A 26,531-nucleotide genomic window follows, 5' to 3' on the forward strand; every position below is an offset into this window, starting at 1 on the left:
CCTTCGAGCTCCAGTTGATCGTGTACCGTCAGGTTAAAGGGCGCTGCAGGTTTGGGCACAGTGGAAACCTATTCTTGTTGATCGATAGGCTTACATTGTAACCGATATCAGTCAGCGAATTAACCGCACGGAACACTAGCCATGGATATTTGGCCCTGTTTCACCATTGTGTAGCCAGGATGCTACCTAAAAGCAGAAAGGAACTCTCACCATGAGTAATCTCATCACCGCCTGTGTAGGCGATATGCATGTTTGCCCGATCCCAGGACATGGTTCTTCCCCCATCATGCCAAACGGCTCCAGCATCCTTGTTGAAGGCAAACCCATTGCCCGGGTAGGCGATGTCACTGGCTGCGGTGCGGTTATTACCCAAGGCTACCCGTTGGCGTTGGCTGATGGTATGCCCGTCGCGTATCTTGGCAGCCCCACCAGTCATGGTGGTTCCATTGTCAGCGGTAATCAGAGAGTAATACTTGGTGTTGCGACAACCACAGCACCGGTTGTGGATTTCGCCATGGCTGGTGCGCTGGATGACAAAGGCCGGCTTACCCCGGCCGCCAAAGAGTTACTGGACAAAGATCCGCAGGAATTTGTGCGCAAAGCGGCCCAGGAAGGCGCATTGATTGACGAAGGTTTGCCGGACGAATCCCCGGATGACTCGCCCGAAGGAGAGAACTGTCCGAAGGTCCGGGTAGAGGCTGGCATCTTTTTCGATGGCACCGGCAATAACCGCGATAATACCCAAACCTATCAGCGGCAAACGGATGAATGCCTCACAGCTAATGCAGCCGGGGTCATCTCCGAAGAAGAGTGCAGCAGCGAGCTGTCTCAGATCATGGAAGGCAGTTATCTGAATGCCGAAACCAATGTCTCCAAGTTGGAGCGAATGTATCAGCAGGGTCAAGCCGAGAGTGGCGACCGCGACCAAGTTCACCGCATTTCATCCTACCTTTCCGGTGTAGGTACGAAGTCTGGAGAAACTGACGATGGCCCCAGCATGGGGCTCGGCCTAGGCGAACAAGGGATACTCAAGAAAATCGATCAAGGCTGCGCCAATCTAGCGATTGACGTTCTTGATTATGTCAGCGAACCCATAGATGAACTGATTCTTGACGTTTTTGGTTTCAGCCGTGGTGCGGCGACCGCCCGCCACTTCATCAGTCGGGAAGTCCGTAATGAAAGCGGGGCCTTGGCTAAGGCGTTCAAACGGCAGGGTATTCCATGGCCGAAGAAGATTACCGTTCGCTTTGTAGGTCTGTTCGATACCGTTGCGGGGATTGCCGATCTCGGCAATCTCGACTTTTCAGCACACAATGCAGAAACCGGACGCATCAACGTCAACCTGAGGCCGGAGGATGCCGAAAGGGTTGTTCAGTTTGCGGCACGGGATGAGCGCCGCCACAACTTTTCACTCAACAGTCTTCGGGGTGAGTCCGGCAACTTGCCGGGCCACTTCAGTGAATGGGTACTTCCGGGTGTTCACTCCGATATTGGCGGCGGTTACCCGGATCGCTTTCGAGAACGGATTGAAGTTCGTCCGCCCTTGGTTGTCAAAGGAAAAGATCGCCGTAATCCCGAAGCGAGCTTCGAATTTTCGCGCATGCTGCAGGAACGGGCGCTGATCAAAAATGAAGGCTGGATCGGGCCACTGAACCCGCTCGCTACATTGGATATCGAGCAGGAGCGTCCACCCGGTTTGCCGGGTGGCGACATCACGCTTTGGCTTTGGCTGGATCGCGAAGTTCGCGGTGAATACTCCCTTATTTCGCTGTATCTGATGCACAAGTTGGCGGTGGATGCTGGTGTTCCATTCGATCCTATACCCACGGAAAACCCTCAGCTGGTATTGCCGCCAGAATTAATGACCATTGCCAGAAATCTCGCCGCCCACGTCTGGCATGGCAGCCAACTATTGATGACTCCGGAATCCGAAGCGTTACTGAAACAGCGATATATCCACCATTCCGATCATTACCTGAAGCTCGGTCTGCTGTATCCTTTCAAGCCCGGTAAGTATGGCCGCCGAACCGTCCATCCGAATAAAGGGCAATGGATAGAAGGGGAATACCATGAGTATTAAAATGTTCGTCGCCGGCCTTTGCGTTCTGTTGCTTCTGGGGTGTTCGGATCACAGTGAGCCAGAAGAACTAACGTATGGCCCGGACCCTACCTACCGAAGTATTTCCGTTGTGGTGCCCAAACACTACGATGCATGGGTCGAGACTTTTATCCTGGAATCGGTGTCTGGAGAAATTGGCTGGCGGGCACCCATCGGCATAATCACCTGCTGTTGGAAACATCCGTCTGGAAAAAATGCGGAATGGCAGGCAATGCCCGGGCTGGTGCTCATCAAGTGGTTTTCGTTCGCTGAGCAGCAGTCATACCGCGCGTTGATCAAACTAGAGAATGCTCAAAAAATCGAAGAGAAAATGAAAATAATCACCAAACTTGAGCGGTATGGCAAGATTCTTGAGGTACCGCGTTACAACCTTGTATTTGGCCTGGCACCTGGAGGAACAGTGGTTGTCTGGGTCATGAACGGGGCGGAAAATGCGATTGAGGTGGGGCGGTATGAGGCGCAGAAAATAGAAACGCATCCCGAGCACTACCGTGAAATCACCGAAGGTTATAATCGTGACAGTCGGGAGTATCTCGATAAACACGGTATACCACTGGATGGCTGGTAGGAGCATATCCTGATAGTTTGAGGGTCAGCCACCACATGACCATGCCATGTACCGGATGCCAAAACCTCTGCTTCGCGCCGGTTTTGCCACCGGTGATGGCGCCGGAGTCCAAAGCTCTATTAAAGCAACGGTACATCCACCAGTCTGATCATTATGTGGAGATTGGGCTGTTTTACCCCTTCAAACCAGCCAAGAACGGCCGCCGGGCCATCCATCCGAATAAGCGCCAGTGGGTAGAGGGGGAGTATCGTGAGTATTAAAAATCTGGCACTCGGCTTGTGTGTCTTGATGCTTCTGGGTTGTTCGGAGCAGACAGAATCGGAAGGACGGACGCATGGCTCGAATTCCATCTATCGGAGTATCGGTGTTGTGGCGCCCAGGCATTATGATGTATGGGTCGATAAGTTCTTTATCGAATCGTTGTCGGAAGATGTAGGCTGGCGTCGCCCCTTTGGAATCGTTTCTTGTTGCTGGAAAAGTCCACCGTTATCGGGAGCTGAATGGCAGACAACCCCCGAATTATTTCTTATCCGCTGGTTCTCGTTTGCGGAGCAGCAATCCTATGAGGCCATAATCCAGTTGGAAGACCCTGACGGAATTGCAGAGCAAATGAAGGAGGTCGCACCCTTTGATAACTATGGCGAGATAGTCGAGCGCCCACGAGGCGCCTTGGTATTTGGGCTGGCTCCGGGCGGAACGGTGGTGCTTTGGATTATGAACCGTGCGGAAAATGCGATTGAGGTTGGGAGGTACAAAGCCAGGCCATTCAACAACGAAAAGTCGGATTACTCGCAATGGGTAGATGAATACTTGGAGAAAGAGGGCGAGTATCTTAAAGAGAACGGGATTAAGGTAGATGGGTGGTAAACGTTGCCGGGAATGAGCGCCAGCACAATTTCGGTCAACAGCATTCAAACGTGATACCGCCGCTCCGGCCGTCCAACGCTGCCATAATTCACTTCCGCGGTCAGCTCCCCCCGGCCAACGAGAAACTCAAGATAGCGCCGTGCCGTGGTCCGGGATGCCCCCATGGCATGGCCGACTTCCTCGGCGCTCCACTGGCCGGATGAAACCACCTCGCGAATTTTATCCAGCGTGATGCTGTCGATGCCCTTGGGCAGTCTATCTTTGCACACGGGTTGGCTGGGTTCGCTTGACCCTCTGGGCAGCAGCGCATCGACTTCTTTCTGGGCGATTTGCACCAGGCCGGACAGTTGCCGCAAGTGGTCGCGGTAACGGTTGACGGCTTCCTCAAGGCGTTCGAAAACCAGGGGCTTGAGAATGTAGTCGAAGACGCCGCCGCGCAGGGCGCTTTTGAGCGGTTCCACTTCTTTGGCGGCGGTGATAAGAATAACGTCACTGCTGCTATCCCGTGCCCGGAGTTCCCGCAGCAGATCCAGCCCATTGCCGTCGGGAAAATAGATATCCAGCAGGATCAGTTGGGGGGCCATAACGTCAATAAGGTCGCGGGCATCCCCCAGAGTGTGGGCAATGCCGCAAAGCTCCACGTTCTGGAGTCGCTCGACAAACCGCCGCTGGATTTCGGCGATCTGCTGGTCGTCCTCAACAATCAGGATTCGAAGGGTATTCAATGACGGTCACTCCCCTGACTGGTTTTCGGAAGGTAAAGGGTAAATCGGGAGCCTACACCCGGTAGATTCTCCACTGTGATGGAGCCGCCCCAGCGATTCAGGAACTGACGCACCAGATGCAGGCCATAACCGTGTTCTTCAGCGCCCTGCTTGGTGGTCACGCCTTTCTCGAAGATCTTCTGTTGCGAGTCTTCCGGGATACCGGGCCCCTGGTCTTCCACTTCAAAGATCAGTTCATGCCCCAAGTCTGTCATGGATAGCTGAACCCGTCCTCCTTCGCCGGTCTGATGGCGGGTGGCTTCCAGGGCATTGTCGATGAGGTTGCCGAGGACACTCACCAGCTGATCCCGTGGCATGTCGGCGGGTATGTCCACCATGCGGCTTTCGGCATCGATCTGTAAGCCCAGCCCCATCTCCCGGGCGCGATTGTACTTGCCCATAAGGCAACCGGCGATAACCGGGTCGGGGACGGCTTCCAGAAGCAGGTGGATCAGTGCCTGGTGGTCGCTGACTTCGCTGCCAATCAGGTTCAGGGCGTCGTCATAGGCTTCAATCTGGATCAGCCCCGCGATGGTATGGAGCTTGTTCGAGTATTCGTGAGTCTGGCTTCGCAAGGTATCTGCGTATTGTTGTATGCGGGTCAGTTGCCGGCTGACCTGATCCACCTCGTCCTTCAGCCTGAAACTGGCCACAACACCGGTAATCTCAGCGCCCTGGCGAACGGGAAGACGGTTTACGATCATCTGTCGGTTGCGCAGCCAGGCCTCCCGATCAAAGTCCGGCATGCCGGACTCGAGTACCGACAGCAGATCACTTTCGGGAAGAACGTCAAGAATGGGGCGGCCGGAGAGTGGCGTGTCGGGATCAATGCCAAGGGTTTCCAGGGCCGTGCGGTTGAAGGTTGTGATCACACCGTCGCGGTTGATGGCGATGATGCCCTCCCGGACGGATTGCAGGGTGGCGTCCCGCTCCTGGAACAGGCGTGCGATTTCCTCGGGCTCCAGGCCGAATATGGCGCGTTTGAACCGACTGGCGATCACCATGGCGATGAGTATGCTGACCAGCAGGGTGAGGGCAACCACGGTATACAGTACGAAACTGTAGCGTTTGATGGTGGCATCCACCTGGTCAACTCCGTATCCCACGGAGACAATTCCGATGATCTCGCCAGTCTCTGGCTCGATCACGGGGGCCTTGCCGCGCATGGATTCGCCGAGGCTGCCTGCGGCCCTTGCCACATAGGCCTTGCCATCAACCAGGGCACGCCGGCCCTGGTCGCCATCGTCGTCGGCCATGGAACGCCCGATGCGGTCAGGGGAGGGGTGTGCCAGGCGCATGCCCTGGTGGTCACCGATCACGATGAACAGAGCTTCGTTGGTTCGAGTCAACCGCTTCGCCAACCGGTTCAGCCCCTCTATATCACGTTGGCGTACGCCCTTGATCACCGAGGGCGCAGCCGCGACTGTCTTTGAAACCATGAGGGCCCGTTGACCGATTTCATCGAACAGGGAATCACTGAGGTAATAGCCTGCAAAAACGCCAATCAGGATTGTCTGCGCTGCGCTGACAAATCCGAGCGTGAGAATCATTCGGGTTTTCAGTTTAAATTTTCGGAACACAATATCACTAAAGCGCCGTTTTTTATCATTATAGAATACGACAAGGCTAAAGCACTCATCGTACGATTACCCGTAAATTTAATGACCATAACGTCCTGTTACGATGATTCGCTCGAATTGGCGGGTTCAAGCGGGGTAGTGGTAAACATGCTGGTTCACAAGAGAGCCGCCTGTTTGGCTAACGGCTGATCAATGGCTTCATTGAAAATCGGCGCAAATTCCCCGGATTTGTGGTTGGATACATCGACTATGGGCCTCAAAATCCAGGGAATTCCACTCAACTTCTATAATGCCGGAAACAACCGCTTAAGTCCGACAGGCTGCTTTGAACCTCATGCAACTGAGGATGCCCGTTTTGTCGCAGGCCGATGGTGGCTATTACTTAGAATAAGTATTGGACACGTCCTGTAAAGCCAAGACCGTTGTCTTCATTGCCTACCAAGGAAGCTGCACCTGGGCCGCTCACCTCCGAATAAATGGCGTTTGCCATAAATTTCACCTTTGATGAGTAATAGTAGTTAGTTCCCAGGGTATAGCTTGTTGTTTCTGTACCCTGCGTATCAGATGTCGCGTCCATATTACTTAAACGAGCGACAAGTTCCCACGCATCTTTAACGCCCTTGGGTTGTTTGAATACGGCAGAGCTTTTAGAATACTGCTTTTGAAGGCCTCCTGGGAAATAACTGGCGGTCAGGCTGTAGCCATCGAAAACTTCACCATCCAGCGGTGAGGCTTGGTCTGAAGCGTTTAATTCGCGGGCTGCATACTCTGCCTCTACGGTCAGTCCTCTAAGTTGATATGCAGCCTCTAAACCGGCCTGTTGCAGGCTGTTCAGCGCTACCGGGCTACCTCCTGCGACATAGTCCACCAAACGAGTATTGGTGCTGCGTACTTCTCCACGTGCGAAGCGTGCTCCTAAATTCCGGCCTCCCATATCACGGTTTGAATACCAGCCACCAAGGTGCAGAACGCCGTCTTGCAAATCTTTTTGCCAAGTGAGTCGACCTGTTAATGCGAGCGCCAAAACGCCATTGTCAACGCCATTGGCATCAACATTCTGGCCAACGGCACCGAATGCTTCGTTTCTATAAACTCCAAACGCATAACGAATACCTGAGTCTTCGAGGTATTGGTTGGCCGATGCGCCCCATGAAAAATATGGCGACATGGTATTTGCCAAAGAGCTACGTGATATAGTGGCAATATGTTTGCTGCTAGTTCGTGCGTTTAGTGAAATTTCTTCCCATAGCTTGCCAGCCTGTATTTCCAGGCCATTGCCAAAACCTTTGTAACGTACTCGCGCCAGAACAATCTCGCCGCCACCATCAGCGAAGTCGAGTAGTATTTTATGGTCCCAGTCTCCATGCACACTCTCTACATAGGTACGAATGCGACGAGGAAAAAAATCACTTCCTGGATCACCAGCCCTGCCGGCATTGTAAGCGCCTTGAAAGTAGTTGAAATCTGCCTGGACTCGCCCGCCAAACTCAAGGTCAAAAATTTTTGAGTTTTTCAGGTCGTCGACTTCTCGTTTGAGTTCATACATTTGTTTTTCTAATTTTTGTTCATCAGGAGCCGCAAGTACAGTAGCGCTAGTTAATGCAGCGAAAAGAGTGAATGCAGCTCCGGTTTTATTTGTTTTCATGTTCGTAAAGCCTCTTTTGTAATTAATTGCTTAGAACGTCAGTTGCTGTCGCGACAACGCGGTAAAAATAACATATGGCTTCATGTTTAATTAATCTTTAAAAGATAAGATTCTTTTTTTCTATTTAGGGTTTTTCGGTCATAAAAACCACGATCAAGAAAATATTTCGAGGCAGTAGGCGTTTTATGTGAACATTATGAGCAGAACGTGTTTTAAGATGTAAAAAAGCTTTACGCCCACAAACTTCGGGAAAGCTATTAGTTTACTTATACTCCCAACCGAGTCCTCCGTTATCGCCATTAGTGGCAACGTAAAATGCCATCTCAGAACGCGATCGTCGTCGAGGGACACAACAACAAAACAGAGGTTATAAGATGCTTGCTAAACGATGTTTTATATTCGTGGCTATAGCCACACTCAGTTTTTCGGCCCTCGCATGGCAACCCTCCGGAAAAGTGGAATGCATCGCCCCGTCAGACCCGGGTGGCGGCTGGGACTTTACCTGTCGCAGCGCCGGCAATGTGATGCGGGATCTTGGCCTGATTGAGGGCACCGTGCAGACCATCAACATGGCAGGTGCCGGCGGCGGCGTTGCCTATGCTCACACGGTCAGCAAACGTGCGGAAGACGACAAGCTGATCGTCGCCGCGTCGACGGCAACCACCACCCGTCTCGCCCAGAAACAGTTCCCCGGACTGGATGCCGATATGGTGACCTGGGTCGGCGCACTGGGCGCGGATTACGGCGTTATTGCCGTAGGCAAGGACTCGCAGTATGAGAACCTGAATCAACTGCTCGATGCCATCAAACAGAACCCGAAATCGGTCAAGTTCGCCGGTGGTAGTGCCCGTGGAGGCTGGGATCACCTGAAGGTCCTGATCACCGCGAAGGCTGCCGGCGCAGATAAACTGCCCGCCATTCCGTACCTTTCCTACAACAACGGCGGTGAGGCCATGACCCAGGTGGTCGGCGGCCAGGTTGATGCCTTCACTGGTGATATCTCGGAAGTTACCGGCTTCCTGTCGTCGGGCGACCTTCGTGTGCTGGCTGTGCTGGCCGACGAGCGCCTGCCGGGTGAATTTTCCGATATCCCGACCGCAAAAGAGCAGGGCGTTGACGCCGTTGGCCCGAACTGGCGCGGATTCTACATGCCCAAAGGCGCTTCCAGTGACTCCAAGGCATTCTGGGTCGAGGCCGTCGATACGCTCTATGCCAGTGAGCAGTGGAAAAAGGTAATGAAAGCCAATGGCCTCATCCCGTTCCATCCGCCTGCAGATGAGTTCGACAGCTTTGTCGAACAACAGGTACAGGACATCGAGACTCTGTCCCGCGAAATAGGACTGCTGAAATGACAGGCCTGGGTGATCGACTTCTTGGTCTGGGCCTGTTGGTTCTGGCGGTGGCCTACGGCTGGGTTGCACAGCAGTGGCCCGAGCCGTTTGGTGGCGCCGAAACCGTGGGCCCGGAAACCTTCCCAACCATCCTTGCGGTGGTTCTGGTCGCCGGCAGCATCTATCTGATGGTCAAGCCAGACCCCGACGCCCAGTGGCCGCTGGGGCGGTCCGCAGTCGAGCTTGTGGTGTCGCTGGTCGTGCTGGTGGTCTACGCGATGCTGCTCGAGCCCCTGGGGTTTGTCATCTCGACAACCCTGGCGGTTGGCACCCTTAGCTGGCGCATGGGCGCGCCCGCCAGGAATGCCTTTTTAACCGGCCTGATCAGCGCCGTGGTGGTGTTCGTCCTGTTCAACTATGGCCTGGCGTTGAGTTTGCCCGGTGGCATCCTGGAGGTGAACTGATGGAAACGCTCGGTTTTCTGATGGACGGCTTTGCGGTCGCCCTGACGCCGTATAACCTGATGTTTGCGCTCTTCGGCGCTTTTGTCGGCACCTTGATTGGTTGTTTGCCCGGCCTGGGGCCGGCAAACGGTGTGGCGATCCTCATCCCGTTGGCGTTCACCCTTGGCTTGCCGCCGGAAACCGCGATGATCCTGCTGACGTCGGTTTACGCAGGTGCGATGTATGGCGGTCGTATCTCCTCCATCCTGCTCAACATTCCTGGTGACGAACCGGCGATGATGACCTGCCTGGATGGCTACCCCATGGCCCAAAAGGGACGGGCTGCGGATGCACTGGCGATCTCGGCCATTGCGTCCTTTGCGGGTGGGCTGATCGGCACCATAGGGCTAATCATGCTTGCCCCGGTGCTGGCAAGGTTTGCCTTGAGTTTCGGCCCGGCGGAGTATTTCGCGCTGTTCCTGCTGGCCTTCGCCACCCTGGGTGGTATTACCGGCAAGAATCCGATGAAGACGGTGATCGCCGCGACCCTGGGGATCATGATCTCCACCGTGGGCATCGATATCTCCACCGGCACCCAGCGCTACACCTTCGGTGTGCTGGAGCTGTACGAGGGGATCGATTTCATCCTCGCGATTGTTGGCCTGTTCGCCATCTCTGAGTTGTTGTTCTTCGTCGAGTCGCGCATGGGTGGCGGTCGCAAGAAGATGAACGTGGGCAAGCTGACGCTGACCTTCAAGGAGTTGGTCTCCACGGTTCCCACTCAGTTGCGTGGCGGCGTGCTTGGATTTATTTCCGGCGTGCTGCCTGGCGCCGGTGCGTCCCTGGGCAGTTTTATCAGCTACACCCTCGAAAAGAGCGTGATCGGCAAGAAGGGCACGTTTGGTGAGGGCGATATCCGTGGTGTGGTAGCGCCGGAAGCAGGCAATAACGGTGCTTCATCGGGCGCACTTGTTCCCATGTTGACGCTGGGCGTGCCAGGTAGTGGTACCACTGCGGTGCTGCTGGCGATGCTGATTTCACTGAACATCACGCCGGGCCCGCTGATGTTTACCCAGAACGCCGATATTGTCTGGGGTGTGATTGCCGCCCTGCTGATTGGCAACGTACTTCTGCTGGTGCTCAACATACCGCTGGTCGGCTTCTTTGTGCGCCTGCTGTCGGTGCCTCCCATGTACCTGCTGCCGATTGTGACCATGGTTGCCTTCGTGGGTATTTATTCCATCAGCAACAGTGCCTTCGATCTGTACTTCATGGTGGCTTTTGGTGTGGCGGGCTATTTCCTGCGCAAGCTGGAGATTCCGGTGGTGCCGATCATTCTCGGGCTGTTGCTGGGGCCGGAAATGGAAAAGAACCTCGGGCATGCGTTGGTGCTGTCGGACGGTGACTGGAGCATTCTCTGGGCCAGCACGCTGGCGAAGTGCTTCTGGCTTGTGGCCGGCCTGAGTCTGGTATTGCCTTATGTGGTGGGTCCGGTGCTGCGTCGCCGCATGAACGCGGCCATGAAGGAAAGCCCGGCCAGCGACTGAGCCGGTTCCCGGTCGCTAACCTCCGCTTTGCCGCACCGGATAACCGGTGCGGCTTTTTTCGTAGGGCTGATCAGAGATTTGCTTCTGCGTATTCCGCGAGTACCGAGCGAGGAACCCCCTGAAGGTGGATATGCCCGCCATGACTGAAACTCTTGAAGCGCTCGGTCATGTAGGTCAGGCCTGAGCTCAGCGCGCTGAGGTAAGGGGTGTCGATCTGGGCCAGGTTGCCCAGGCAGATCACCTTGGAGCCATTGCCGGCACGGGTGATGATGGTCTTGATCTGGTGTGGCGTGAGGTTCTGGGACTCATCAATGATGATCAGGCTGTGCTGGAAGCTACGGCCACGAATGTAGTTCATCGACTTGAAGTGCAGGGGCACCTTGCTGAGTATGTAGTCCACGCTGGCGGTCATGTTCTCATCATCTTCGTGAAGGGCCTCGAGGTTGTCGACGATGGCTCCCAACCAGGGTTCCATCTTCTCAGCCTCGGTGCCAGGCAGGAAGCCGATATCTTCATCCAGCCCCTGGGTGCTGCGGGTGGCAATGATGCGTTTGTACAGCTTACTGGCAACCGTCATTTCGATGCAGGCCGCCAGGGCCAGGATGGTCTTGCCGGAACCGGCGGAACCGGTCAGGTTCACCAGGTGGATATCCGGGTCCAGCAGCAGGTTCAGGGCAATGGCCTGGTAGATATCCCGTGGTACCAGGCCCCAGACTTCCTCGTGCATCAGGTCGTGCTGGTGCAGATCCCGAATGACAATCTGGTCTTCGCCGACATCAGACACCTTGCCGACAAATCCCTGCTCGTCAATCACGAACTCGTTGATGGTCAGCCTGGCCAGGTCGCCCTCACGACGAAGGATGTGTTCGGTAATACCCTCCCGCTGGATGGTTTCGACTTTCTCGATCGTGTCCCAGAATGAGTTTGAGAACTCTTTGTACCCTTTCGGCAGCAGGTCGATATCGTCCAGCAGCATGTCGTTGTGGTAGTCCTGGGCCTCCACGCCGAAGCCCCGGGCCTTCAGCCGCATGTTGATGTCCTTGCTGACAAGGATGATGTCCCGCGATGTGTGGCGGGTTTGCAGGGCCGCCAGGGTATTGATGATCTTGTTGTCGTTCAGGTGCTCGGGCAGGCCATGGTTGCCCTGGTAGTCCGTGCTCATCAGTATCGATAACGCGCCGAGCGGTTCTGCCTTCTTGCCGCGCACGATGGGTACGCCTTTCTCGATTTCTCCGGGACTGGCGTCACCCAGCAACTTGTCGATGTTGCGGATGGCCTGTCGGCAATCGGCAGCAACGGCCTGTTTGCCGGATTTGAGACTGTCGAGTTCTTCGAGGACCGTCATCGGGATGATGACGTCGTGTTCTTCAAAGTTCAGGAGGGCGTTCGGGTCGTGGATGAGGACGTTGGTGTCGAGGACATACATCTTTCTGCGAGCCTGCGATGCTCTTGGCATAGGGTGTGATACCTCTCTGGTCAGCCGTTCCCGGCACAGCGGTTGGTGAGCTCCTGGTCGGAGATCAGTTTGAGCATGTCATACGTGGTCACAATACCGGTGATCTTTTCGTCTTTGGTGATGAAAATCCGGTGCAGGTGTTCACGCATCATAATATCGGCAATGTCGCGCACCGGCGTTTGCTCGTCAACCGATAAAACGATAGGGGTCATGATGTCACGCACTTCCACCGGCACCTTGCCCATTTCCTCAAAAATGGCCATGCGCAGGCGACGGGCTTCCTGTTCTTCTTCCGGGGTCATGCGGGCATCGGATTCGGAACGGCTGGCGTTCCAGCGGAATTCGGTGATGTCCTTCAGCGTGGCAATGCCGACGATCTCGCCCGTTTCGTCGGTAACGGGGCTGCCGGTGATTTCGTTGTCGGTGAGGAACCTGGCCAGACGGTCCATCGTCCAGGATTGGGGTACGGCCTTGATGCTCGGGGTCATGATCTCGTAGGCGAGAACGGTCATTGACGAATCGGCTCCGTTAGCAGGTCCTTTGTAAAAGAGCTTAGCTGTTACTGATGTTCTAGTCATCCCCTGATTCAGCTTTGGGGACCACATCTTTCAGCTGGCCCTGCGAGTCATAGATTAGTTCGTAGTTCCGGTAACGGTCCCACTGGGCAACTCGTTCCAGCTGCTCCATGGAACGGATAGGAATGTCCACGAGCAGGGTGTTGACCAGCCAGCCGGGTATTGAACCGTTTGGCTCAGTGTGTTGAACCCAGATCATTCGGGTCTGGTCGTCTTCGGGTATAAAACGGTAATGGGTATCGGACTTGTCGACGCGGATGTATTCGTCTTCCTCGTCCCGGCGATCAGGTACGGCATTGAGGTCCATCACGATTTCGCCATTGGCCTGCTGGCCTCGGGTGCGAATCAGTAGCACGTAATCCCGGTCAGTGACCGGCCAGGGCATATCGTTGACCGAGTAGGCGTAGCGCTCATAGAAATCACCCGAGCCGAACGCATAGGATTTCGAGCAGTTGTGAACCCACTGAACGCAGGACTTGGGGTTGATCATGACCGCCATCAGGTTCTCGATTGGTACGTCGAGCACCGCCACGGCCTTGAAGGCCTGGAAGCTGGAGCCCGGCTGGTCAGTGGTATAGACCCGGATATGATCGGTTTCCTTGCGGAGGCTCCAGTTTTCCGAGTCTTCGGCCGGTAGCCCGGCGAAGGCCAAACCTGAGGTCAGCAGGAAAACCGTGGTGGCTGCAAGCCAGTTGACGCGTCCATTGGCCAGGCGTTGGTTGCCACGGGCTCTCAGGTTTTGCATGAGGTACACTTCCTTGAACATGGTCGCGCGAGTCTAGCACGACTGATCTGGTGCCAACCTGCTACGATCGGGGGTTTGTGAACTGGGTAACTGACTGAATTCCTGACGTTAACATTTGGCCCGAATTGACGATGAAAAAAGCGAACAAGCGACTGATCGATGACCGGGGGCGGATTCCCTACGGCGTCTTGGAGACTCCGGTGGATGTCATTAACTACCGGGACTTTGACCTCCGTACGGTGATGGACAAACCGCGCTCGGCCCTGGCCCGTAAAGCCCGTTTTAACCAGTTCCAGTTCATCAGTGCGATGGCGCCGGGATGGGTGTTCGGGCTGGCAGTGGTGGATCTGAAACTGGTCAGTACGGCGTTTTTCTATCTTTACGATTTCAAGACCGGACAGATGCTGGAGCAGTCCCTGACGCAGCCATTGGCGATGGGGACCCACATTGAACCCAGGCCTGAAACCGGGGTGACGGAGTTTCGCAAAGGGAAAACATGCGTTCGCATTACGTCGGACGGCCGCTCGCGTGGTGTGTCGGTTTCCGGGCCCGGTGACCTCCAGATAGCCCTGAATATCGAAGCGGACACTCATCCTCTGCGCCTGGTGTGCCCAGCCGGTTACAGCGGTTGGGTGTTTACTCGTAAATCAGCGGGTCTGCCGGTGTCCGGAGACATTCACTGGCAGGGTCAGAGCTGGCAATGCGACTCCCTGTCACGCGCAGCCGTTGATTGGAGTTGCGGCTTTATGAGGCGCGAAACCGCCTGGAACTGGGCGAGCCTGGCTGGTGTGCTGGCAGACGGTCGTGCCGTTGGTCTCAATCTGGCGGCGGGCGTGAATGAAACCGGCATGACTGAAAATGCGCTCTGGCTGGACGGGCGCTGCATCGAACTCGGGCAGGCTCGTTTCGTGTTTGATCGCTACGATGAAACCGCACCCTGGCAGGTCACCACGGACGATGGCAGGATCGATCTCTGGTTTGAGCCATCGGGAGTTCGTCGGGAACGACTCAATGCTTTGTTGATCGCGTCCAATTTTCGCCAGTACATCGGCACCTTTACCGGGACTGTCTGCGATGAGAGGGGCGAGCCAGTCCCCGTAGACGGCCTACGGGGACTGATGGAGGATCACTTTGCCCGCTGGTAGCGTACCTGTCAGTGTTCCGGCAGGGTAACGTTCAGTTCCAGTACTGAGCAGCTGTCGTTGCGGTCCACTTCCACCTGGACCTGGTCATCGCTGATCTGAACGTACTTGCGGATCACCGCAAGCAGCTCTCTCTGCAACTCTGGCAGGTAGTCGGGTTGTTCACGCTGGCCCCGTTCATGGGCAACAATGATCTGTAGGCGTTCCTTGGCAACGCTGGCAGTCCGGTTGTTCTTCTTGCTCTTGAAATAATCGAGGAAACTCATCCGTCAGCCCCCCTTGAACATCCGTGAGAAGAAACCCTTTTTCTGGGACGTCATAAAGCGGTACTCGCGTTCCTCACCCAACAGACGGGCGACAGCATCATCATAGGCCTGCCCCGCGTCGCTTTCTTCCTCGAGAATTACCGGAACACCCTGGTTGGAGGCGTTCAGTACTATCTGGGACTCGGGAATCACCCCCAGCAGGGAAATGGCGAGAATTTCTTCCACGTCAGCCACGGAAAGCATTTCACCTTTCTCCACCCGGTCCGGGTTGTATCGGGACAGCAGAAGGTGTTCCTTTACGGGGTCCTGGCCCATTTCGGCGCGACGCGATTTGCTCTGCAGAATACCGAGAATGCGATCAGAATCCCGCACCGAAGACACCTCCGGGTTGGTGACCACCACGGCTTCGTCGGCGTAGTACAGTGCCATCAGGGCGCCATGCTCAATGCCGGCAGGTGAATCGCAGACGATGTAATCAAAACGTTCGGACAGCTCGTTGATCACCTTTTCAACGCCATCCTTGGTCAGGGCTTCCTTTTCCCGGGTCTGGGAGGCCGGCAGGATATACAGAGTATCAACCCGCTTGTCCCGGATCAGGGCCTGGTTAAGGGTGGCTTCGCCCTGGATCACATTCACGAAGTCGTACACCACCCTGCGTTCGCAGTTCATGATGAGATCCAGGTTGCGCAGGCCCACGTCGAAATCGATCACCACGGTCTTGTGGCCCCGCTTCGCCAGGCCGGTGCTGATAGAGGCGCTGGTTGTGGTTTTGCCTACGCCACCTTTTCCTGAGGTAACGACAATGATTCTAGCCAAGGTTGCATTCCTGTTTCGCGGTGGATTCGTCGCTTTCCCCGTCTGTGCGGGTAGTTACGTTCTTTTCAGGCCTTCTCCAGTGGCGTTACCACCAGCAGATCATCCCTGAGCTGGATCTGTACGGCGGTTTTCCAGCCGTTGTCCTGAAGATCTTCGGAGATTTTATAGTGTCCGGCGATGGACACAAGCTCTGCTTCAAGAGACTGGCAGAATACCCGTGTATGTTCCGCACCGTGAATACCTGCGAGGGCCCGCCCGCGCAAAGGTCCATAGACATGAACGTTGCCGGCCGCCAGCACTTCTGCGCCGGCCTGAACCGGCGCGAGAATGATCAGGTCGCCCTCGGGCGCGTAAACCTGCTGGCCGGAACGAACCGGCTGGTTGATGATTTTCGCGGGCGCCGGCTCACCCGGATTTTCGACCCTGGCGGGCGTCGGATTTTCGGTCGGTTCAGTGGCGCCCGATTTCGTTGCCGGCGCAGTATCGATTTCCCGGTCGCGCTGGTTGCCACCGGGAAGCAGCGCCAGTGACGCACCACGGGCCAGGCGACGCTGATCATCGTTGCCACCGCGTACGCCGATGACATGGATATTGTGGCGGCGGCAGGCGCCGATGATCTTGAAAAAATCCAGTTCGCTGCTCAGCCCCTCGTACTTTTCCAGGCTGATGATCAGGGGGATGTCCTTGAAGAATCCGGGTGCCTGGCTGACTTTGTCCCTGAGCGTGCTTTCGAAGTCGTCATTGTCAAAAAAGTACAGCTCCAGTGCGGTCATGGAAACGTTCGCACTTTTCAGTTGGAAACACTGCTTTACCCCGGATACGGCAGTTTCGCTCATGGATGGGTCTCTTCCGTGGTGTCGTCCTGAGTGGTGCCCGGGCGCTTGCGGAGCGCAGGGCCGTCAAAGCGGATACCGGACCAGCCGGTGCCCATGAACTGGCGGATATTGCCATGGCTTTCACCTGCTGGTTCATCCAGCACCTGCTGGTAGTGTTGGGCAAACAGTTGCAAAGTGTCGGATTCGGTCAGGTTGCAGTATTGGGCCAGGGAAAATACCCGGCATGAACCGGCATTCTCGCCGGTGCCATTGTACAGCGGTCCGTTGTGAAACCCGGTGGGCTGATAATCGAAGAATCGGTCAATCAGTGCCAGGGTGTCGTCAAAGTCGCCATGGCCGGCCTCAACCGATGCCAGGTGGATACGAACCGCGTCATTGACGTTCATGCCTTGTGATCCTGTTTGGGGCCTTGTTGATAGCGGGTTTTCCACTCTTCATAAGGCATGCCGTAGATGATCTCCCGGGCGTCCGGGTCAGACAGCTCGAAGCCTCTTTCGGCGGCCTCGGCGCGATACCATTTGGAGAGGCAATTGCGACAGAACCCTGCAAGGTTCATCAGGTCAAGATTCTGTACCTCGGTGTGCTCGCGCAGATGGTTAACCAGCTTTCGAAACGCGGCAGCTTCGATTTCCGTCTGCGATTGTTCTGGGATCGGGGTTGTCATGATTGCTCACACCTGTCTCTTCGTCGTTGGGAGTTGCTACTCGGAGCTCCTGACATTCTCAGCATGTTACCGTAAGATACAAGGCTGTACATATGTACAGATCATTTACTGAACTGAAGAGTCATGGCCCAGCGCAAGATTATCCATGTAGATTGCGACTGCTTCTACGCCGCCGTGGAAATGCGGGATGATCCCTCATTAAGAGAGGTTCCGTTGGCAGTGGGTGGCGAAGGTGGCCGTGGAGTGGTTACCACCTGCAACTATAAAGCGAGGGCCTTTGGCGTGCGGTCCGCCATGCCCGGCGGTGAAGCCCGGCGACTGTGCCCCGGCCTGGTGACCGTGCCGCCGGACATGGCCCGCTACCGGGCGGTGTCAAAACAGGTGATGGCCATCCTGAGGGAGTTGACCGATCTGGTGGAGCCGCTGTCGCTGGACGAAGCCTTCCTGGATGTCAGCGAAGTAACCGAGCATAAGGGCAGTGCCACGCTGATGGCGCAGTACCTGCGCAAGCGAGTGAAAGACGAGGTAGGTATCACCATTTCCGCCGGCGTGGCCCCCAACAAGTTCCTGGCGAAGATTGCCAGTGACTGGAAAAAGCCTGACGGCCTGTTCGTGATCCGCCCGGAGGACGTCGAGGGATTCGTTCAGGAGCTGAAGGTCGAAAAACTTTTTGGCGTGGGGCAAGTGACCGCTGGCAAACTTCATGCGATGGGCGTTGCCACCTGTGGCGACATTCAGATGTTACCCGCTGATGCCCTGCTGGAGAAATTCGGCAAGCAGGGTTACCGGCTTCGGGAAATGGCGTTCGGCCGCGATGACCGGGATGTGGTGGTGTCGCGCATTGCCAAGTCTGTCAGCGTGGAACGAACCTTTTCCCAGGACCTGCCGGACAAGCGCGCCTGCGAGTCGGTGATGGCCTCGCTGGTGGCCGACCTGAACCTCCGGCTCAGCCGCAAGGCCGGCCGCAAGCCCATTCACAAGCTGTTTGTCAAGATTCGTTACAGCGACTTCTCCACACACACCCTGGAGCGCGTGCGTGACCGGATTCAGGAGCCTGAGCTGGAAGATTATCAGCCACTGCTGGATGAGCTGGTGACCGATACGGGGCGCCCGGTGCGCCTGCTGGGGCTGGGCGTGCGCTTTCGCAGCGACGAGTCGCCGGTTATGCAACTGCGACTATTTGAATAAACAGGTCGTACAGGCCGTTAACCGAAGCCAGGCCCAGGCAGCCACCGATCAAGGCGCCTGCCGCCACATCGCTGGGGTAATGAAGGCCGAGCACGACCCGGGAGGCGGCAACACTCAAGGTGAATGGCAACAACAGCCAGGCCATCTCAGGCGCCGTCATGGCGAGCACTGTATTGAAGCAGACGGCATGTAAGGTGTGACCGGACGGAAAGCTGTAACGGTCCAGGGGCGGTGTGCCGCAGTTGATCGACGGAAACGATATAAACGGGCGCTCGCGGATCAGCCAACGCTTCAGCAGCTTGTAGGTGATGGTGCAGGTCAGGCCGGTGGTCACCATCAGCAGCGCGATGGCGAGCCCGATCTGGGGCATGAGCACTGGCATCGACAGGATGACCAGATACCATAACCAGCCATCACCCAGCCGGCTGACAACCTTGAAGTACCCCTGCACCGGGCGAAACCGCAGAGACCGATTGATGGACTGGCAGAGGGCGAACTCCCTCTGATCCACCACGTTAAAGAAGCGAGATGCCTTGCTTGTGGAGGGCATGGTAGCTGTTCCTCAGTGGTTGGTTCAGTATCAGGTGTTCGAACTGTTCAACTTGCGCGGCCCAATTCAGGTCCAGTGCGTCCAGGCGTGCCTGTGCCCGTATCCTGTTCATCAGGGTTGGCTGGTCGGCCAGGCGCAGGGCATGGTCGACAAAGCCTTCGTCGTTGCTGAGTTGAGCCTTCATGCCGTTGTCTTCGTGGCGGATATGTTCGCTGGCGGCGGCATCGTCAAAAGCAACCACCGCCAGGCCACTGGCCATGGCTTCAGTAACCACGTTGCCGAAGGTGTCGGTTTTGCTGGGGAACAGGAAAATGTCACCGGAGGCATAGTGCCGGGCCAGATCTTCACCACGGCGGGTTCCGGCAAAAACGTAATCCGGATGGCGTTCGGCAAGGCGCTTGCGCATCGGCCCATCACCCACGAGTATGAATTTCGCGCAGGGGTGCAGTCCGCGGATACGCTCGAAGCATGACACTGCCATCTGAAGGTTTTTTTCCGCAGCGAGGCGACCAACATAGAGTACCGCGCGGTCATTGGCTTGCAGCCCCCATTGCTGCCGGAGCGCCGCGTCCCGTTTGTGGGGCGAAAAACGGGTGCAGTCAACGCCGCGACTCCAGACCGATGTCGGGTGAATGCCCATGTCATGGGTGGTCTGTGCGATTTTCCGGGTTGGCACCAGGGTTATGGCTGTCCTGTTGTGAAACCAGCGCCCGTAGCTGCACAACAGTTTTTCCAGGAATCCTGCGCCGTAATAGCGGCTGTAGGCATGGAAGTTGGTGTGGAAGCCGGAACTGACCGGAATGCCGGCCCTTCTGGCGGCCGCAACAGCCGCTACGCCGAGGGGGCCCTGGGTGGCAACGTAAACGGCATCCGGGCATTGAAGCTTCCAGAGTGAGGCCAGGAAGCCCGGCCGGGTCATTCCGAACCTCAAGTCACTGTAGCCCGGCAGCGGCAAGCCGGTCACCACTTGCTCGTCGGAAAACAGGCATTCCCCGGCACCTTCGAATCGTCCTTTTGATTCATGGCGCTGGCGTGGACGGATGACCGTTACCTTGTGGCCACGCTGCATCAGGCCCAGGCATAGGTGCCTGAGGGTGTTCGCCACGCCATTGATTTCCGGAGGAAAGGTCTCCGAAACAATGGTAATGTGGTGCTTGCGCCCTGAAGCCTGGGTGACGCTCATCGCAGTGTTACCTGTGGTTTCCTCTTTCATGCCTCCACTATGGAAACCTGGCATGACAGTTCCGGGACAATCCCGTGACAATCCCTTTACCTTTTTCAGCAATCAGATTCGGGAGTACGCATGAAAACCCGCAAGCTCGGCAGGACCGACATTGATGTAAGCGAGATTTGCCTGGGCACCATGACCTGGGGCGAGCAAAATACCGAACAGCAAGCGTTTGAGCAGCTGGACCTGGCCACCTCCGAGGGCATTAATTTCATTGACGCCGCGGAGATGTACCCGGTGCCCCCGCGGGCTGAAACCCAGGGCCTCACGGAAAGCTATCTGGGCAACTGGCTGGCGAAGCGGGGCCGTCGCGACGACCTGGTGATTGCTTCCAAAGTGGCGGGGCCGGGTAATGGACTGGGTTACCTCCGGGATGGCCCGCGCCTGACCCGGGACCATATTCGTCAGGCCTGTGAAGACAGCCTGCGCCGGCTCAAGACCGATTATATTGACCTCTATCAGGTGCACTGGCCGGATCGTAACGCCAATTTCTTTGGCAAGCTGGGATACAGGCACAGTGTGGACGAGCAGGCTACCCCCATTGAAGAGACACTGGGCACACTGGCGGAGCTGGTCAAGGAAGGCAAAGTTCGCCACGTAGGAATCTCCAACGAAACCCCATGGGGAACGAACGAATACCTCAGGCTGGCCCGGGAGCATGACTGGCCCAGGGTGGTCAGCGTCCAGAACCCCTATAACCTGCTCAACCGCACGTTTGAGGTGGGAATGGCGGAAATTGCCTGCCGTGAACAGGTTGGTCTGCTCGCGTACTCCCCGCTGGCCTTCGGCATGCTCTCTGGCAAATATCTTGATGGCAAGCGCCCGGAAGGCGCCAGGATGACCTTGTTTGAGCGCTTCACCCGTTACACCAGCGGTCGTGGTGCCGAGGCGACCCGAGCCTACGTAGACCTGGCGGCCAGCCACGGACTGTCGCCGGTACAGATGGCGCTGGCGTACGTGACCAGCCGTGATTTCGTTACCAGCAACATTATTGGGGCCACGACGCTTGAGCAGCTTCGTGAGAACCTGGGGTCCGCGTCGGTGTCCCTGAGCGAAGAGGTGCTTGGGGAGATAGAGAACCTTAACCAGGTGTACACCTACCCCTGCCCTTAGTCCTGAAAGCGTTACGGTTTTTTAACAAATCCCACCGTGAAGCAACCACTCTGACCGTTACGGGCGGCAGAGTGGGGCTGCTTACACTTTGCAACAAAGATTGCTGTTTTCTTGACAAAAACTCGGTAATCCCGTGACAAAAAAGCGGCACTTTTGTGTGCAAAATCACATCTTTCTGACCTTTAATCATTAGACTTAAGCATTACATGACAGTAGAATTCCGTTTCGATTACAGGTCGCCAGAATAATTATGATTATCCGTATCTTTGTCGCACTTCTTGCACTCAACATGATCGCCTTCGTCGTTCGCGCTGAAGCGAGTGAGCGTGTGTTTGCAGACGAAGTCCCGGCCGAGAACGTGTATCAGCTTCAGGAAGAGATGTCTGGCGACTTCGAGCGTGAAGAGTCCGATATGTATGCGACCATTGGTTCGCGCCTTCTGAGTCTCAGTCTCAGCGGCTCAGATTCAGAAAAGAAGTCCTACGCGTCTGATCGTGCCAAGCCGGACCACGGTATTGCATTGCTTGAAGAGGGCGCCTGCCTCAACCTTCGCTGGAACTTCTGAACTCCCACCGACGTTTTCTCCCTTTGAACCCTGACTGACCTCCCACGAATCCGCGCCACCGTTTATCTGTCTCCACGCATTGCCTGTCACAATGTCACATGTGATTATCCGTATCGGTAAGCATTCTGACGGCAACTAAGGGAGTAACACTATGGCCGCGATGGTGGAGGAGCAACCGGTAACGCTCGCAGACAGCAGCGCCTGTGTGGACGAGCTGATTCGCCGGGTGGGTAAGCGCATCACACTGGGCCTGCCACTGGGGCTTGGTAAACCCATACGTTTTGCCAACGCTCTCTACCAGCGCGCCAAGGACGATCCGTCCATAGAGCTTCACATTGTTACGGCGCTATCCCTGACCGCGCCCGATGGCAGTTCATCGCTGGAAGAGCGCTTCATGGGCCCGTTCGCCGAACGCCTGTACGGGCGGATTCCGGAACTTGACTACGCACGGGACGTGATTAGTCAGCGTTTGCCCAAGAACGTGCGGGTATCCGAGTTTTTCTTCAAGGCCGGGTCCTTCCTGAATAACAAGGACCAGCAACGCAATTATGTCTGCACTAATTACACCCACGCAGTGCGCGACCTTATGGCGCTGGGCGTCAACGTCGTGGCCCAGATGGTGGCTCCGGCGATTGAGCCGGACCAGGAAGGCTACGTTAGCCTGAGCTGCAACCCGGATCTGAGCCTGGACCTGCTACCCCTGTTGCGGGCGCGGGGAGCGGCCGGAACACCTGTGGCGTTGGTGGCAGAGACCAACAGCTATTTGCCATTCCTGGGCCATGATGCTGCGGTCGAGACGGGCCAGTTTGACATCGTCCTGGAGCACCCCGCCTCCGACTACCCGCTGTTCTCGGCACCGCAAATGGCGGTCAGCCCGGAGGATCACCTCATCGGGTTCTACGCCAGTGCGTTGCTCCGGGATGGAGGAACCCTGCAGGTGGGGATCGGCTCGCTGGGTGCGGCGCTGGTTCACAGTGCCATTCTTCGGCATCGCCACAACGGACATTGGAAGAAGGTGTTCGATCACCTCAAGGTGGCGGACCGCTTTCCGGTGGTTTCTGAATGCGGTGGCGTTGATGCCTTTGAGGCGGGACTCTACGGCTGCAGTGAAATGATGGTGGATGGTTTTATTTACCTCATGGAGGCGGGTGTCCTGACTCGCGAAGTGTTTGATCATGCCGGCTTGCAAACATTGATAAACCGGGGTGACCTTACCGTTAGTGTTTCCCTGGACACACTGGATGTTCTGCGGCGGGAACAGTTGATTGATTCGCCGTTACGGGCCAGGGACGTGCAGTGGTTGTGTCGATACGGCATCCTGAACCCGGAGGTTGAGTTCAAGGGCGGGCGGCTGTGTATGGGCGAGCAATCCCTGGACCCGGATCTGGACAGTGAAGAGGCGAGAAGCGCTATTGAGTCGTTGGCCCTGGGAAAGTCACTGACTGGAGGGATTGTGGTGCATGGTGGCTTCTTCGTCGGCCCCGAAGCGTTCTACCAGCGGTTGCGGGACCTGTCACCGCACGATCGCCAACGCATCTGCATGACCAGCGTCAACTATATCAACCACTTGTATGACCACGCGTTCGGCAACCAACGTCTGAAAGCTGCACAGAGGGTGCATGGCCGGTTTATCAACTCGGCAATGATGCATACGCTCAGCGGTGCGGCCGTGTCCGACGGGCTGGAAGACGGACGTGTGGTCAGCGGTGTTGGCGGCCAATACAATTTTGTGGCCATGGCCCACGAGCTGCCGGGTGCTCGGTCCATCCTGAGCCTGCGCAGCACCCGCACATCCGGTGAGAAAACACTGTCCAATATTGTCTTCAGTTACGGGCACTGCACCATCCCCCGTCATCTTCGCGACATAGTCATCACCGAGTACGGTATTGCGGATCTGAGGGGCCAGTCCGACGAGCAGGTATACCTGCAACTGATCCGCATTGCAGATTCCCGTTTCCAGGCCGACTTGCTGAAGCAGGCCCAGAAAGCGGGAAAAGTGGATGCTTCGTTTCGTCTGCCTGAGCACTGGTGCAATAACACGCCGGAGGCGGTTGAAGAGGCCGTAAAGATCGCCGGAGACACAGAGATGTTTCCGGCATTCCCGTTCGGGCGGGACTTTACCGATGAAGAGCTCCGGCTGGGCAAGGCTTTACAAACCCTGAAGGCCGCAACGGCGACTCGCCGTGGTAAACTGTTGACCTTGTGGCGTGCCGTTAAGGCCAACGACGACGAAAATCGTTACCAGTCGTTGCTGGAGCGCATGAGCCTGGATAAGCCCCGGAGCCTGAAGGCGAGACTGGACCGGCGCCTGGTTATCCATGGCCTGAAGCTGACTGATACACCTCCGAATACAGGAAACACAAACGCCTGATGCAAAAACCTGCTGTATTAACCGTCCATTATGTCCTCAAGAACAAGCTCGGTGAGCTCGTTGACACCTCCGAGGGCAGTGAGCCGCTTCATTTCCTGGAGGGCAGCCCGGAAATCATCGAAGGCATCCAGAAAGCGGTGAAAGACCGTAATGTCGGCGATTGTCTGGAAGTGACCGTGCCGCCGGCCATGGCGTACGGAGAACATGATCCGGAACTGATCCGCAAAGTGCCCCGTTCCATGTTCGAGGGGGTGGAGAATCTGCACGTGGGGATGAAGTTCCAGACCAATACCGGCGACACGGCCCAGGTGGTCCAGGTGGTGAGTATTGATGGCAATCTGGTGCGGGTGGACGCCAATCATCCGTTGGCGGGTTTTACCCTGTACTTTGATCTGGAGATCATCGGTAAGCGTGAAGCCACGGAAGAGGAAATCAACGCCGGCCATCCGCTGAGTTGAATTACAGCTCCGGGCCGGCAACCGCTGTCGGCCCGCCTGATGCCTGGTCTGAAAGTCGTCCCGCCTGAATCTGCCGCAACCCGTCGTGCACTGTCTGTCGCAAATCCCGCGTTACATCGGCCAGGTCCGTGGTGTTGTCGATAGTCACCACCGGGTGGGCGATAACGCCGACCTCGACCGCCGGCTTGCGAAGCATGCGAATTAAGTGATGCTGAAACTCATCGTCGCCGATAAATGGCGCCAAATGGTCGGGATGGCCGTTTCGCAGGTAACCGATACTGAGAGGTTGTATATCCACGCCCGCATCCGCCGCGGCATGCAGCAGGCGGCTATGAAAGGGCAGGACCGTCACTCCGGCTGTGGTGGTGCCTTCCGGAAATACCAGCACCGACTGTCCGCTCGATAAGGTGCTGGTAATTTCGTGGCGGGCCTGACCGGCTTTGCCGCTGCCGCGTTGAATGAACAGCGTGCCCGCCTGCGTGGCCAGCCAACCGATCACCGGCCAGCGGCCGACTTCCGCTTTGGACAGAAAGCGCAGGGGCACCTGTCCGCCAAGTACAGGAATGTCCGACCAGGAGATGTGGTTGCTTACATAAAGTACGGGCCTTTCGCTAAAGGCCCCCTGCGTGGACATGCGAAAACCAAGGCATCGACTGACCCTGTTAAAGCAGATGCGGGCGAAGGGCGCGCGGTCGATTTGGCAGCGGAACAGGGTCTCAACCAGTAACAGTGTACAGGCAAGCGTTGCCGTCAGGCCCAGGAAGCCGGCAAAGAGCGTCAGTCTCGTGGTCAGGCGTATCAGTTCCATAGCCAATCCTCGGGTTGCCAGGTGGGTCTTGACCGCTTACTGGGCCTGTTTACGCATGAAATGGCGGCTGTAGCGGCTGGCCAGATTATTAACGTCCAGGACCACCAGCAGATCAGCGCAGCGGAACTCCGGGTCCCAGCAGGGCTCCCCGCAGACGCGGGCGCCGAGGCGCATGTAGGCCTTGATCAGTGCGGGAACGTCCACCGGGCGATCTTCGCTGACGGCGTGGGTCAGGTGCGGCAGTGCCCGTAACGGGGTTACCCGGTATTCTTCGCCGGCCAGGAATTCCCGTTGCAGGTAGCGGGCTATGCGCCAGGCTTTCAGGCCGCCATCCGACATACCGATGCTGGCGCAGCCAATCAGGTAGTCCACGTTTCGCGATACCAGGTATTCCGCAACGGACGCCCACAACAGGCTGATGGTCGCACCGTTACGATAGTCCGGATGCACACAGGTTCTCCCAAGCTCGGCGACAGTTCCCGGGAGTTGGTAAAGGGAAGAAAGTTCAAACTCGCCTTCGGAATAGAAGCCTCCGGCTTCCACGGCCTGACTGTGGTGAAGCACCCGTGTTGTGGCCACCAGCTCACCGGTGCTCTCATCGGTGACAATCAGATGATCGCAGAATCGGTCAAATTCGTCCGCGTCAATGCCAGGGACGGTAGCTCCCAGGTCAGAACCATACTCTTCCGAGAAAACCTGATAGCGCAGTTTCTGGGCGTATTCAACGAGATCCGGCTGTTGGGTGATGACAGTTTTAAGCCGTCGGGCCGAGCGTGACAGGCGGGCAGTCTGGGCGTTCATGGCAATGCCTCTTTGTTTCCACTTTTCGACAAGGCTATGAATCCGGTGTGACATCGGAATGAACGGGGGATGACGACTTTGTGAC

General features: G+C 56.6%; 27 protein-coding genes. 12 read left to right on the forward strand and 15 right to left on the reverse strand.

Annotated elements, in window-relative coordinates; all coding sequences use genetic code 11:
• The first annotated feature begins 211 nt into the window (after positions 1–211).
• The 3 genes from AC13D2_RS16245 to AC13D2_RS16255 all read left to right on the forward strand — a co-directional run bounded on the left by AC13D2_RS16245 (position 212) and on the right by AC13D2_RS16255 (position 3,554).
• Positions 212–2,080, forward strand: a complete 1,869-nt coding sequence (locus AC13D2_RS16245) for a phospholipase effector Tle1 domain-containing protein (protein ID WP_482938915.1) — start codon at positions 212–214, stop codon at positions 2,078–2,080.
• Positions 2,070–2,687 carry a DUF2931 family protein gene (locus AC13D2_RS16250; protein WP_482938916.1) on the forward strand — a complete coding sequence of 206 codons (618 nt, stop codon included), beginning with the start codon at positions 2,070–2,072 and terminating at the stop codon, positions 2,685–2,687. Before AC13D2_RS16245 ends, AC13D2_RS16250 begins: the two co-directional genes overlap by 11 nt.
• A 249-nt stretch (positions 2,688–2,936) precedes the next feature.
• On the forward strand, positions 2,937–3,554 hold the full coding sequence (locus AC13D2_RS16255; protein ID WP_482938917.1) for a DUF2931 family protein: 618 nt from the start codon (positions 2,937–2,939) through the stop codon (positions 3,552–3,554).
• Between the two features lie 44 nt (positions 3,555–3,598).
• Here AC13D2_RS16255 and AC13D2_RS16260 read toward each other — a convergent pair whose 3' ends face one another.
• From AC13D2_RS16260 to AC13D2_RS16270, 3 genes are all read right to left on the reverse strand, one after another.
• On the reverse strand, positions 3,599–4,279 hold the full coding sequence (locus AC13D2_RS16260; protein ID WP_482938918.1) for a response regulator: 681 nt from the start codon (positions 4,277–4,279) through the stop codon (positions 3,599–3,601).
• Positions 4,276–5,868, reverse strand: coding sequence for an ATP-binding protein (locus AC13D2_RS16265; protein WP_482938919.1), 1,593 nt, complete (start codon positions 5,866–5,868; stop codon positions 4,276–4,278). The genes AC13D2_RS16260 and AC13D2_RS16265 overlap by 4 nt, the downstream gene beginning before the upstream one ends.
• Positions 5,869–6,280: 412 nt before the next feature.
• Positions 6,281–7,543: an OprO/OprP family phosphate-selective porin gene (locus AC13D2_RS16270; protein WP_482938920.1), complete on the reverse strand. Its 1,263-nt coding sequence runs from the start codon at positions 7,541–7,543 to the stop codon at positions 6,281–6,283.
• A gap of 374 nt (positions 7,544–7,917) precedes the next feature.
• Between AC13D2_RS16270 and AC13D2_RS16275 the strand changes: the two genes are divergently transcribed.
• The 3 genes from AC13D2_RS16275 to AC13D2_RS16285 are packed head-to-tail and all read left to right on the forward strand — an operon-like array spanning position 7,918 to position 10,864.
• The gene (locus tag AC13D2_RS16275) at positions 7,918–8,895 is read left to right on the forward strand and encodes a Bug family tripartite tricarboxylate transporter substrate binding protein (RefSeq protein WP_482938921.1); all 978 of its coding nucleotides are present in this window, start codon (positions 7,918–7,920) and stop codon (positions 8,893–8,895) included.
• A complete protein-coding gene (locus tag AC13D2_RS16280; RefSeq protein WP_292047955.1) occupies positions 8,892–9,338 on the forward strand; it encodes a tripartite tricarboxylate transporter TctB family protein in 447 nt (148 codons plus the stop codon). Before AC13D2_RS16275 ends, AC13D2_RS16280 begins: the two co-directional genes overlap by 4 nt.
• Positions 9,338–10,864, forward strand: a complete 1,527-nt coding sequence (locus AC13D2_RS16285) for a tripartite tricarboxylate transporter permease (RefSeq protein WP_300493302.1) — start codon at positions 9,338–9,340, stop codon at positions 10,862–10,864. The genes AC13D2_RS16280 and AC13D2_RS16285 overlap by 1 nt, the downstream gene beginning before the upstream one ends.
• A gap of 70 nt (positions 10,865–10,934) precedes the next feature.
• Here the strand turns inward: AC13D2_RS16285 and AC13D2_RS16290 are convergent, their stop codons facing one another.
• Genes AC13D2_RS16290 through AC13D2_RS16300 form a run of 3 tightly spaced genes read right to left on the reverse strand, consistent with a single transcriptional unit; the run spans position 10,935 to position 13,640 of the window.
• Complete coding sequence (locus AC13D2_RS16290) at positions 10,935–12,320, reverse strand: PhoH family protein (protein ID WP_292047957.1); 1,386 nt, start codon at positions 12,318–12,320, stop codon at positions 10,935–10,937.
• A 20-nt stretch (positions 12,321–12,340) separates the two neighbouring features.
• Positions 12,341–12,832 (reverse strand): CBS domain-containing protein, encoded by a 492-nt coding sequence (locus AC13D2_RS16295; RefSeq protein ID WP_292047958.1) that lies wholly within the window; start codon positions 12,830–12,832, stop codon positions 12,341–12,343.
• Between the two features lie 58 nt (positions 12,833–12,890).
• On the reverse strand, positions 12,891–13,640 hold the full coding sequence (locus AC13D2_RS16300) for an START domain-containing protein (protein WP_292047959.1): 750 nt from the start codon (positions 13,638–13,640) through the stop codon (positions 12,891–12,893).
• A 131-nt stretch (positions 13,641–13,771) separates the two neighbouring features.
• On the opposite strand from AC13D2_RS16300, the gene AC13D2_RS16305 reads away from it, so the two are divergent.
• Positions 13,772–14,785: a DUF2804 domain-containing protein gene (locus AC13D2_RS16305; protein ID WP_482938922.1), complete on the forward strand. Its 1,014-nt coding sequence runs from the start codon at positions 13,772–13,774 to the stop codon at positions 14,783–14,785.
• 8 nt (positions 14,786–14,793) lie between these two features.
• Here AC13D2_RS16305 and minE read toward each other — a convergent pair whose 3' ends face one another.
• The 5 genes from minE to AC13D2_RS16330 all read right to left on the reverse strand — a co-directional run bounded on the left by minE (position 14,794) and on the right by AC13D2_RS16330 (position 17,364).
• The gene (gene minE, locus AC13D2_RS16310; protein WP_292047961.1) at positions 14,794–15,048 is read right to left on the reverse strand and encodes a cell division topological specificity factor MinE; all 255 of its coding nucleotides are present in this window, start codon (positions 15,046–15,048) and stop codon (positions 14,794–14,796) included.
• A gap of 3 nt (positions 15,049–15,051) precedes the next feature.
• The gene (gene minD / locus AC13D2_RS16315) at positions 15,052–15,864 is read right to left on the reverse strand and encodes a septum site-determining protein MinD (RefSeq protein ID WP_292047962.1); all 813 of its coding nucleotides are present in this window, start codon (positions 15,862–15,864) and stop codon (positions 15,052–15,054) included.
• 65 nt (positions 15,865–15,929) lie between these two features.
• Positions 15,930–16,700, reverse strand: a complete 771-nt coding sequence (gene minC / locus AC13D2_RS16320) for a septum site-determining protein MinC (protein WP_292047963.1) — start codon at positions 16,698–16,700, stop codon at positions 15,930–15,932.
• Positions 16,697–17,086, reverse strand: a complete 390-nt coding sequence (locus tag AC13D2_RS16325) for a HopJ type III effector protein (protein ID WP_292047964.1) — start codon at positions 17,084–17,086, stop codon at positions 16,697–16,699. The genes minC and AC13D2_RS16325 overlap by 4 nt, the downstream gene beginning before the upstream one ends.
• Positions 17,083–17,364, reverse strand: coding sequence for a DUF1244 domain-containing protein (locus AC13D2_RS16330; RefSeq protein WP_300493292.1), 282 nt, complete (start codon positions 17,362–17,364; stop codon positions 17,083–17,085). Before AC13D2_RS16330 ends, AC13D2_RS16325 begins: the two co-directional genes overlap by 4 nt.
• A gap of 123 nt (positions 17,365–17,487) precedes the next feature.
• Between AC13D2_RS16330 and dinB the strand changes: the two genes are divergently transcribed.
• On the forward strand, positions 17,488–18,552 hold the full coding sequence (gene dinB, locus AC13D2_RS16335) for a DNA polymerase IV (protein ID WP_300493289.1): 1,065 nt from the start codon (positions 17,488–17,490) through the stop codon (positions 18,550–18,552).
• Here dinB and AC13D2_RS16340 read toward each other — a convergent pair.
• Together AC13D2_RS16340 and AC13D2_RS16345 are read right to left on the reverse strand one after the other, a co-directional pair.
• Positions 18,527–19,102 carry a phosphatase PAP2 family protein gene (locus tag AC13D2_RS16340; RefSeq protein ID WP_300493287.1) on the reverse strand — a complete coding sequence of 192 codons (576 nt, stop codon included), beginning with the start codon at positions 19,100–19,102 and terminating at the stop codon, positions 18,527–18,529. The two genes, dinB and AC13D2_RS16340, sit on opposite strands and share 26 nt — an antisense overlap.
• Positions 19,068–20,315: a glycosyltransferase family 4 protein gene (locus AC13D2_RS16345; protein ID WP_300493340.1), complete on the reverse strand. Its 1,248-nt coding sequence runs from the start codon at positions 20,313–20,315 to the stop codon at positions 19,068–19,070. Before AC13D2_RS16345 ends, AC13D2_RS16340 begins: the two co-directional genes overlap by 35 nt.
• Before the next feature lie 90 nt (positions 20,316–20,405).
• On the opposite strand from AC13D2_RS16345, the gene AC13D2_RS16350 reads away from it, so the two are divergent.
• The 4 genes from AC13D2_RS16350 to AC13D2_RS16365 all read left to right on the forward strand — a co-directional run bounded on the left by AC13D2_RS16350 (position 20,406) and on the right by AC13D2_RS16365 (position 24,837).
• Positions 20,406–21,443 carry an NADP(H)-dependent aldo-keto reductase gene (locus AC13D2_RS16350; protein ID WP_036204104.1) on the forward strand — a complete coding sequence of 346 codons (1,038 nt, stop codon included), beginning with the start codon at positions 20,406–20,408 and terminating at the stop codon, positions 21,441–21,443.
• Positions 21,444–21,693: 250 nt separating this feature from the next.
• Complete coding sequence (locus AC13D2_RS16355; RefSeq protein ID WP_300493283.1) at positions 21,694–22,008, forward strand: hypothetical protein; 315 nt, start codon at positions 21,694–21,696, stop codon at positions 22,006–22,008.
• 160 nt (positions 22,009–22,168) lie between these two features.
• Positions 22,169–24,379 carry an acetyl-CoA hydrolase/transferase C-terminal domain-containing protein gene (locus AC13D2_RS16360; protein ID WP_482938958.1) on the forward strand — a complete coding sequence of 737 codons (2,211 nt, stop codon included), beginning with the start codon at positions 22,169–22,171 and terminating at the stop codon, positions 24,377–24,379.
• The gene (locus AC13D2_RS16365; RefSeq protein ID WP_292047970.1) at positions 24,379–24,837 is read left to right on the forward strand and encodes an FKBP-type peptidyl-prolyl cis-trans isomerase; all 459 of its coding nucleotides are present in this window, start codon (positions 24,379–24,381) and stop codon (positions 24,835–24,837) included. The genes AC13D2_RS16360 and AC13D2_RS16365 overlap by 1 nt, the downstream gene beginning before the upstream one ends.
• A 1-nt stretch (position 24,838) precedes the next feature.
• On the opposite strand, the gene AC13D2_RS16370 is transcribed toward AC13D2_RS16365, so the two are convergent.
• On the reverse strand, positions 24,839–25,645 hold the full coding sequence (locus AC13D2_RS16370) for a lysophospholipid acyltransferase family protein (RefSeq protein ID WP_482938923.1): 807 nt from the start codon (positions 25,643–25,645) through the stop codon (positions 24,839–24,841).
• Between the two features lie 36 nt (positions 25,646–25,681).
• Entirely contained in the window at positions 25,682–26,446 is a 765-nt protein-coding gene (locus AC13D2_RS16375; protein ID WP_300493276.1) for a GNAT family N-acetyltransferase, read from the reverse strand.
• Positions 26,447–26,531: the final 85 nt, after the last annotated feature.

The sequence above is a fragment of the Marinobacter sp. B-12 genome, assembly GCF_056857915.1.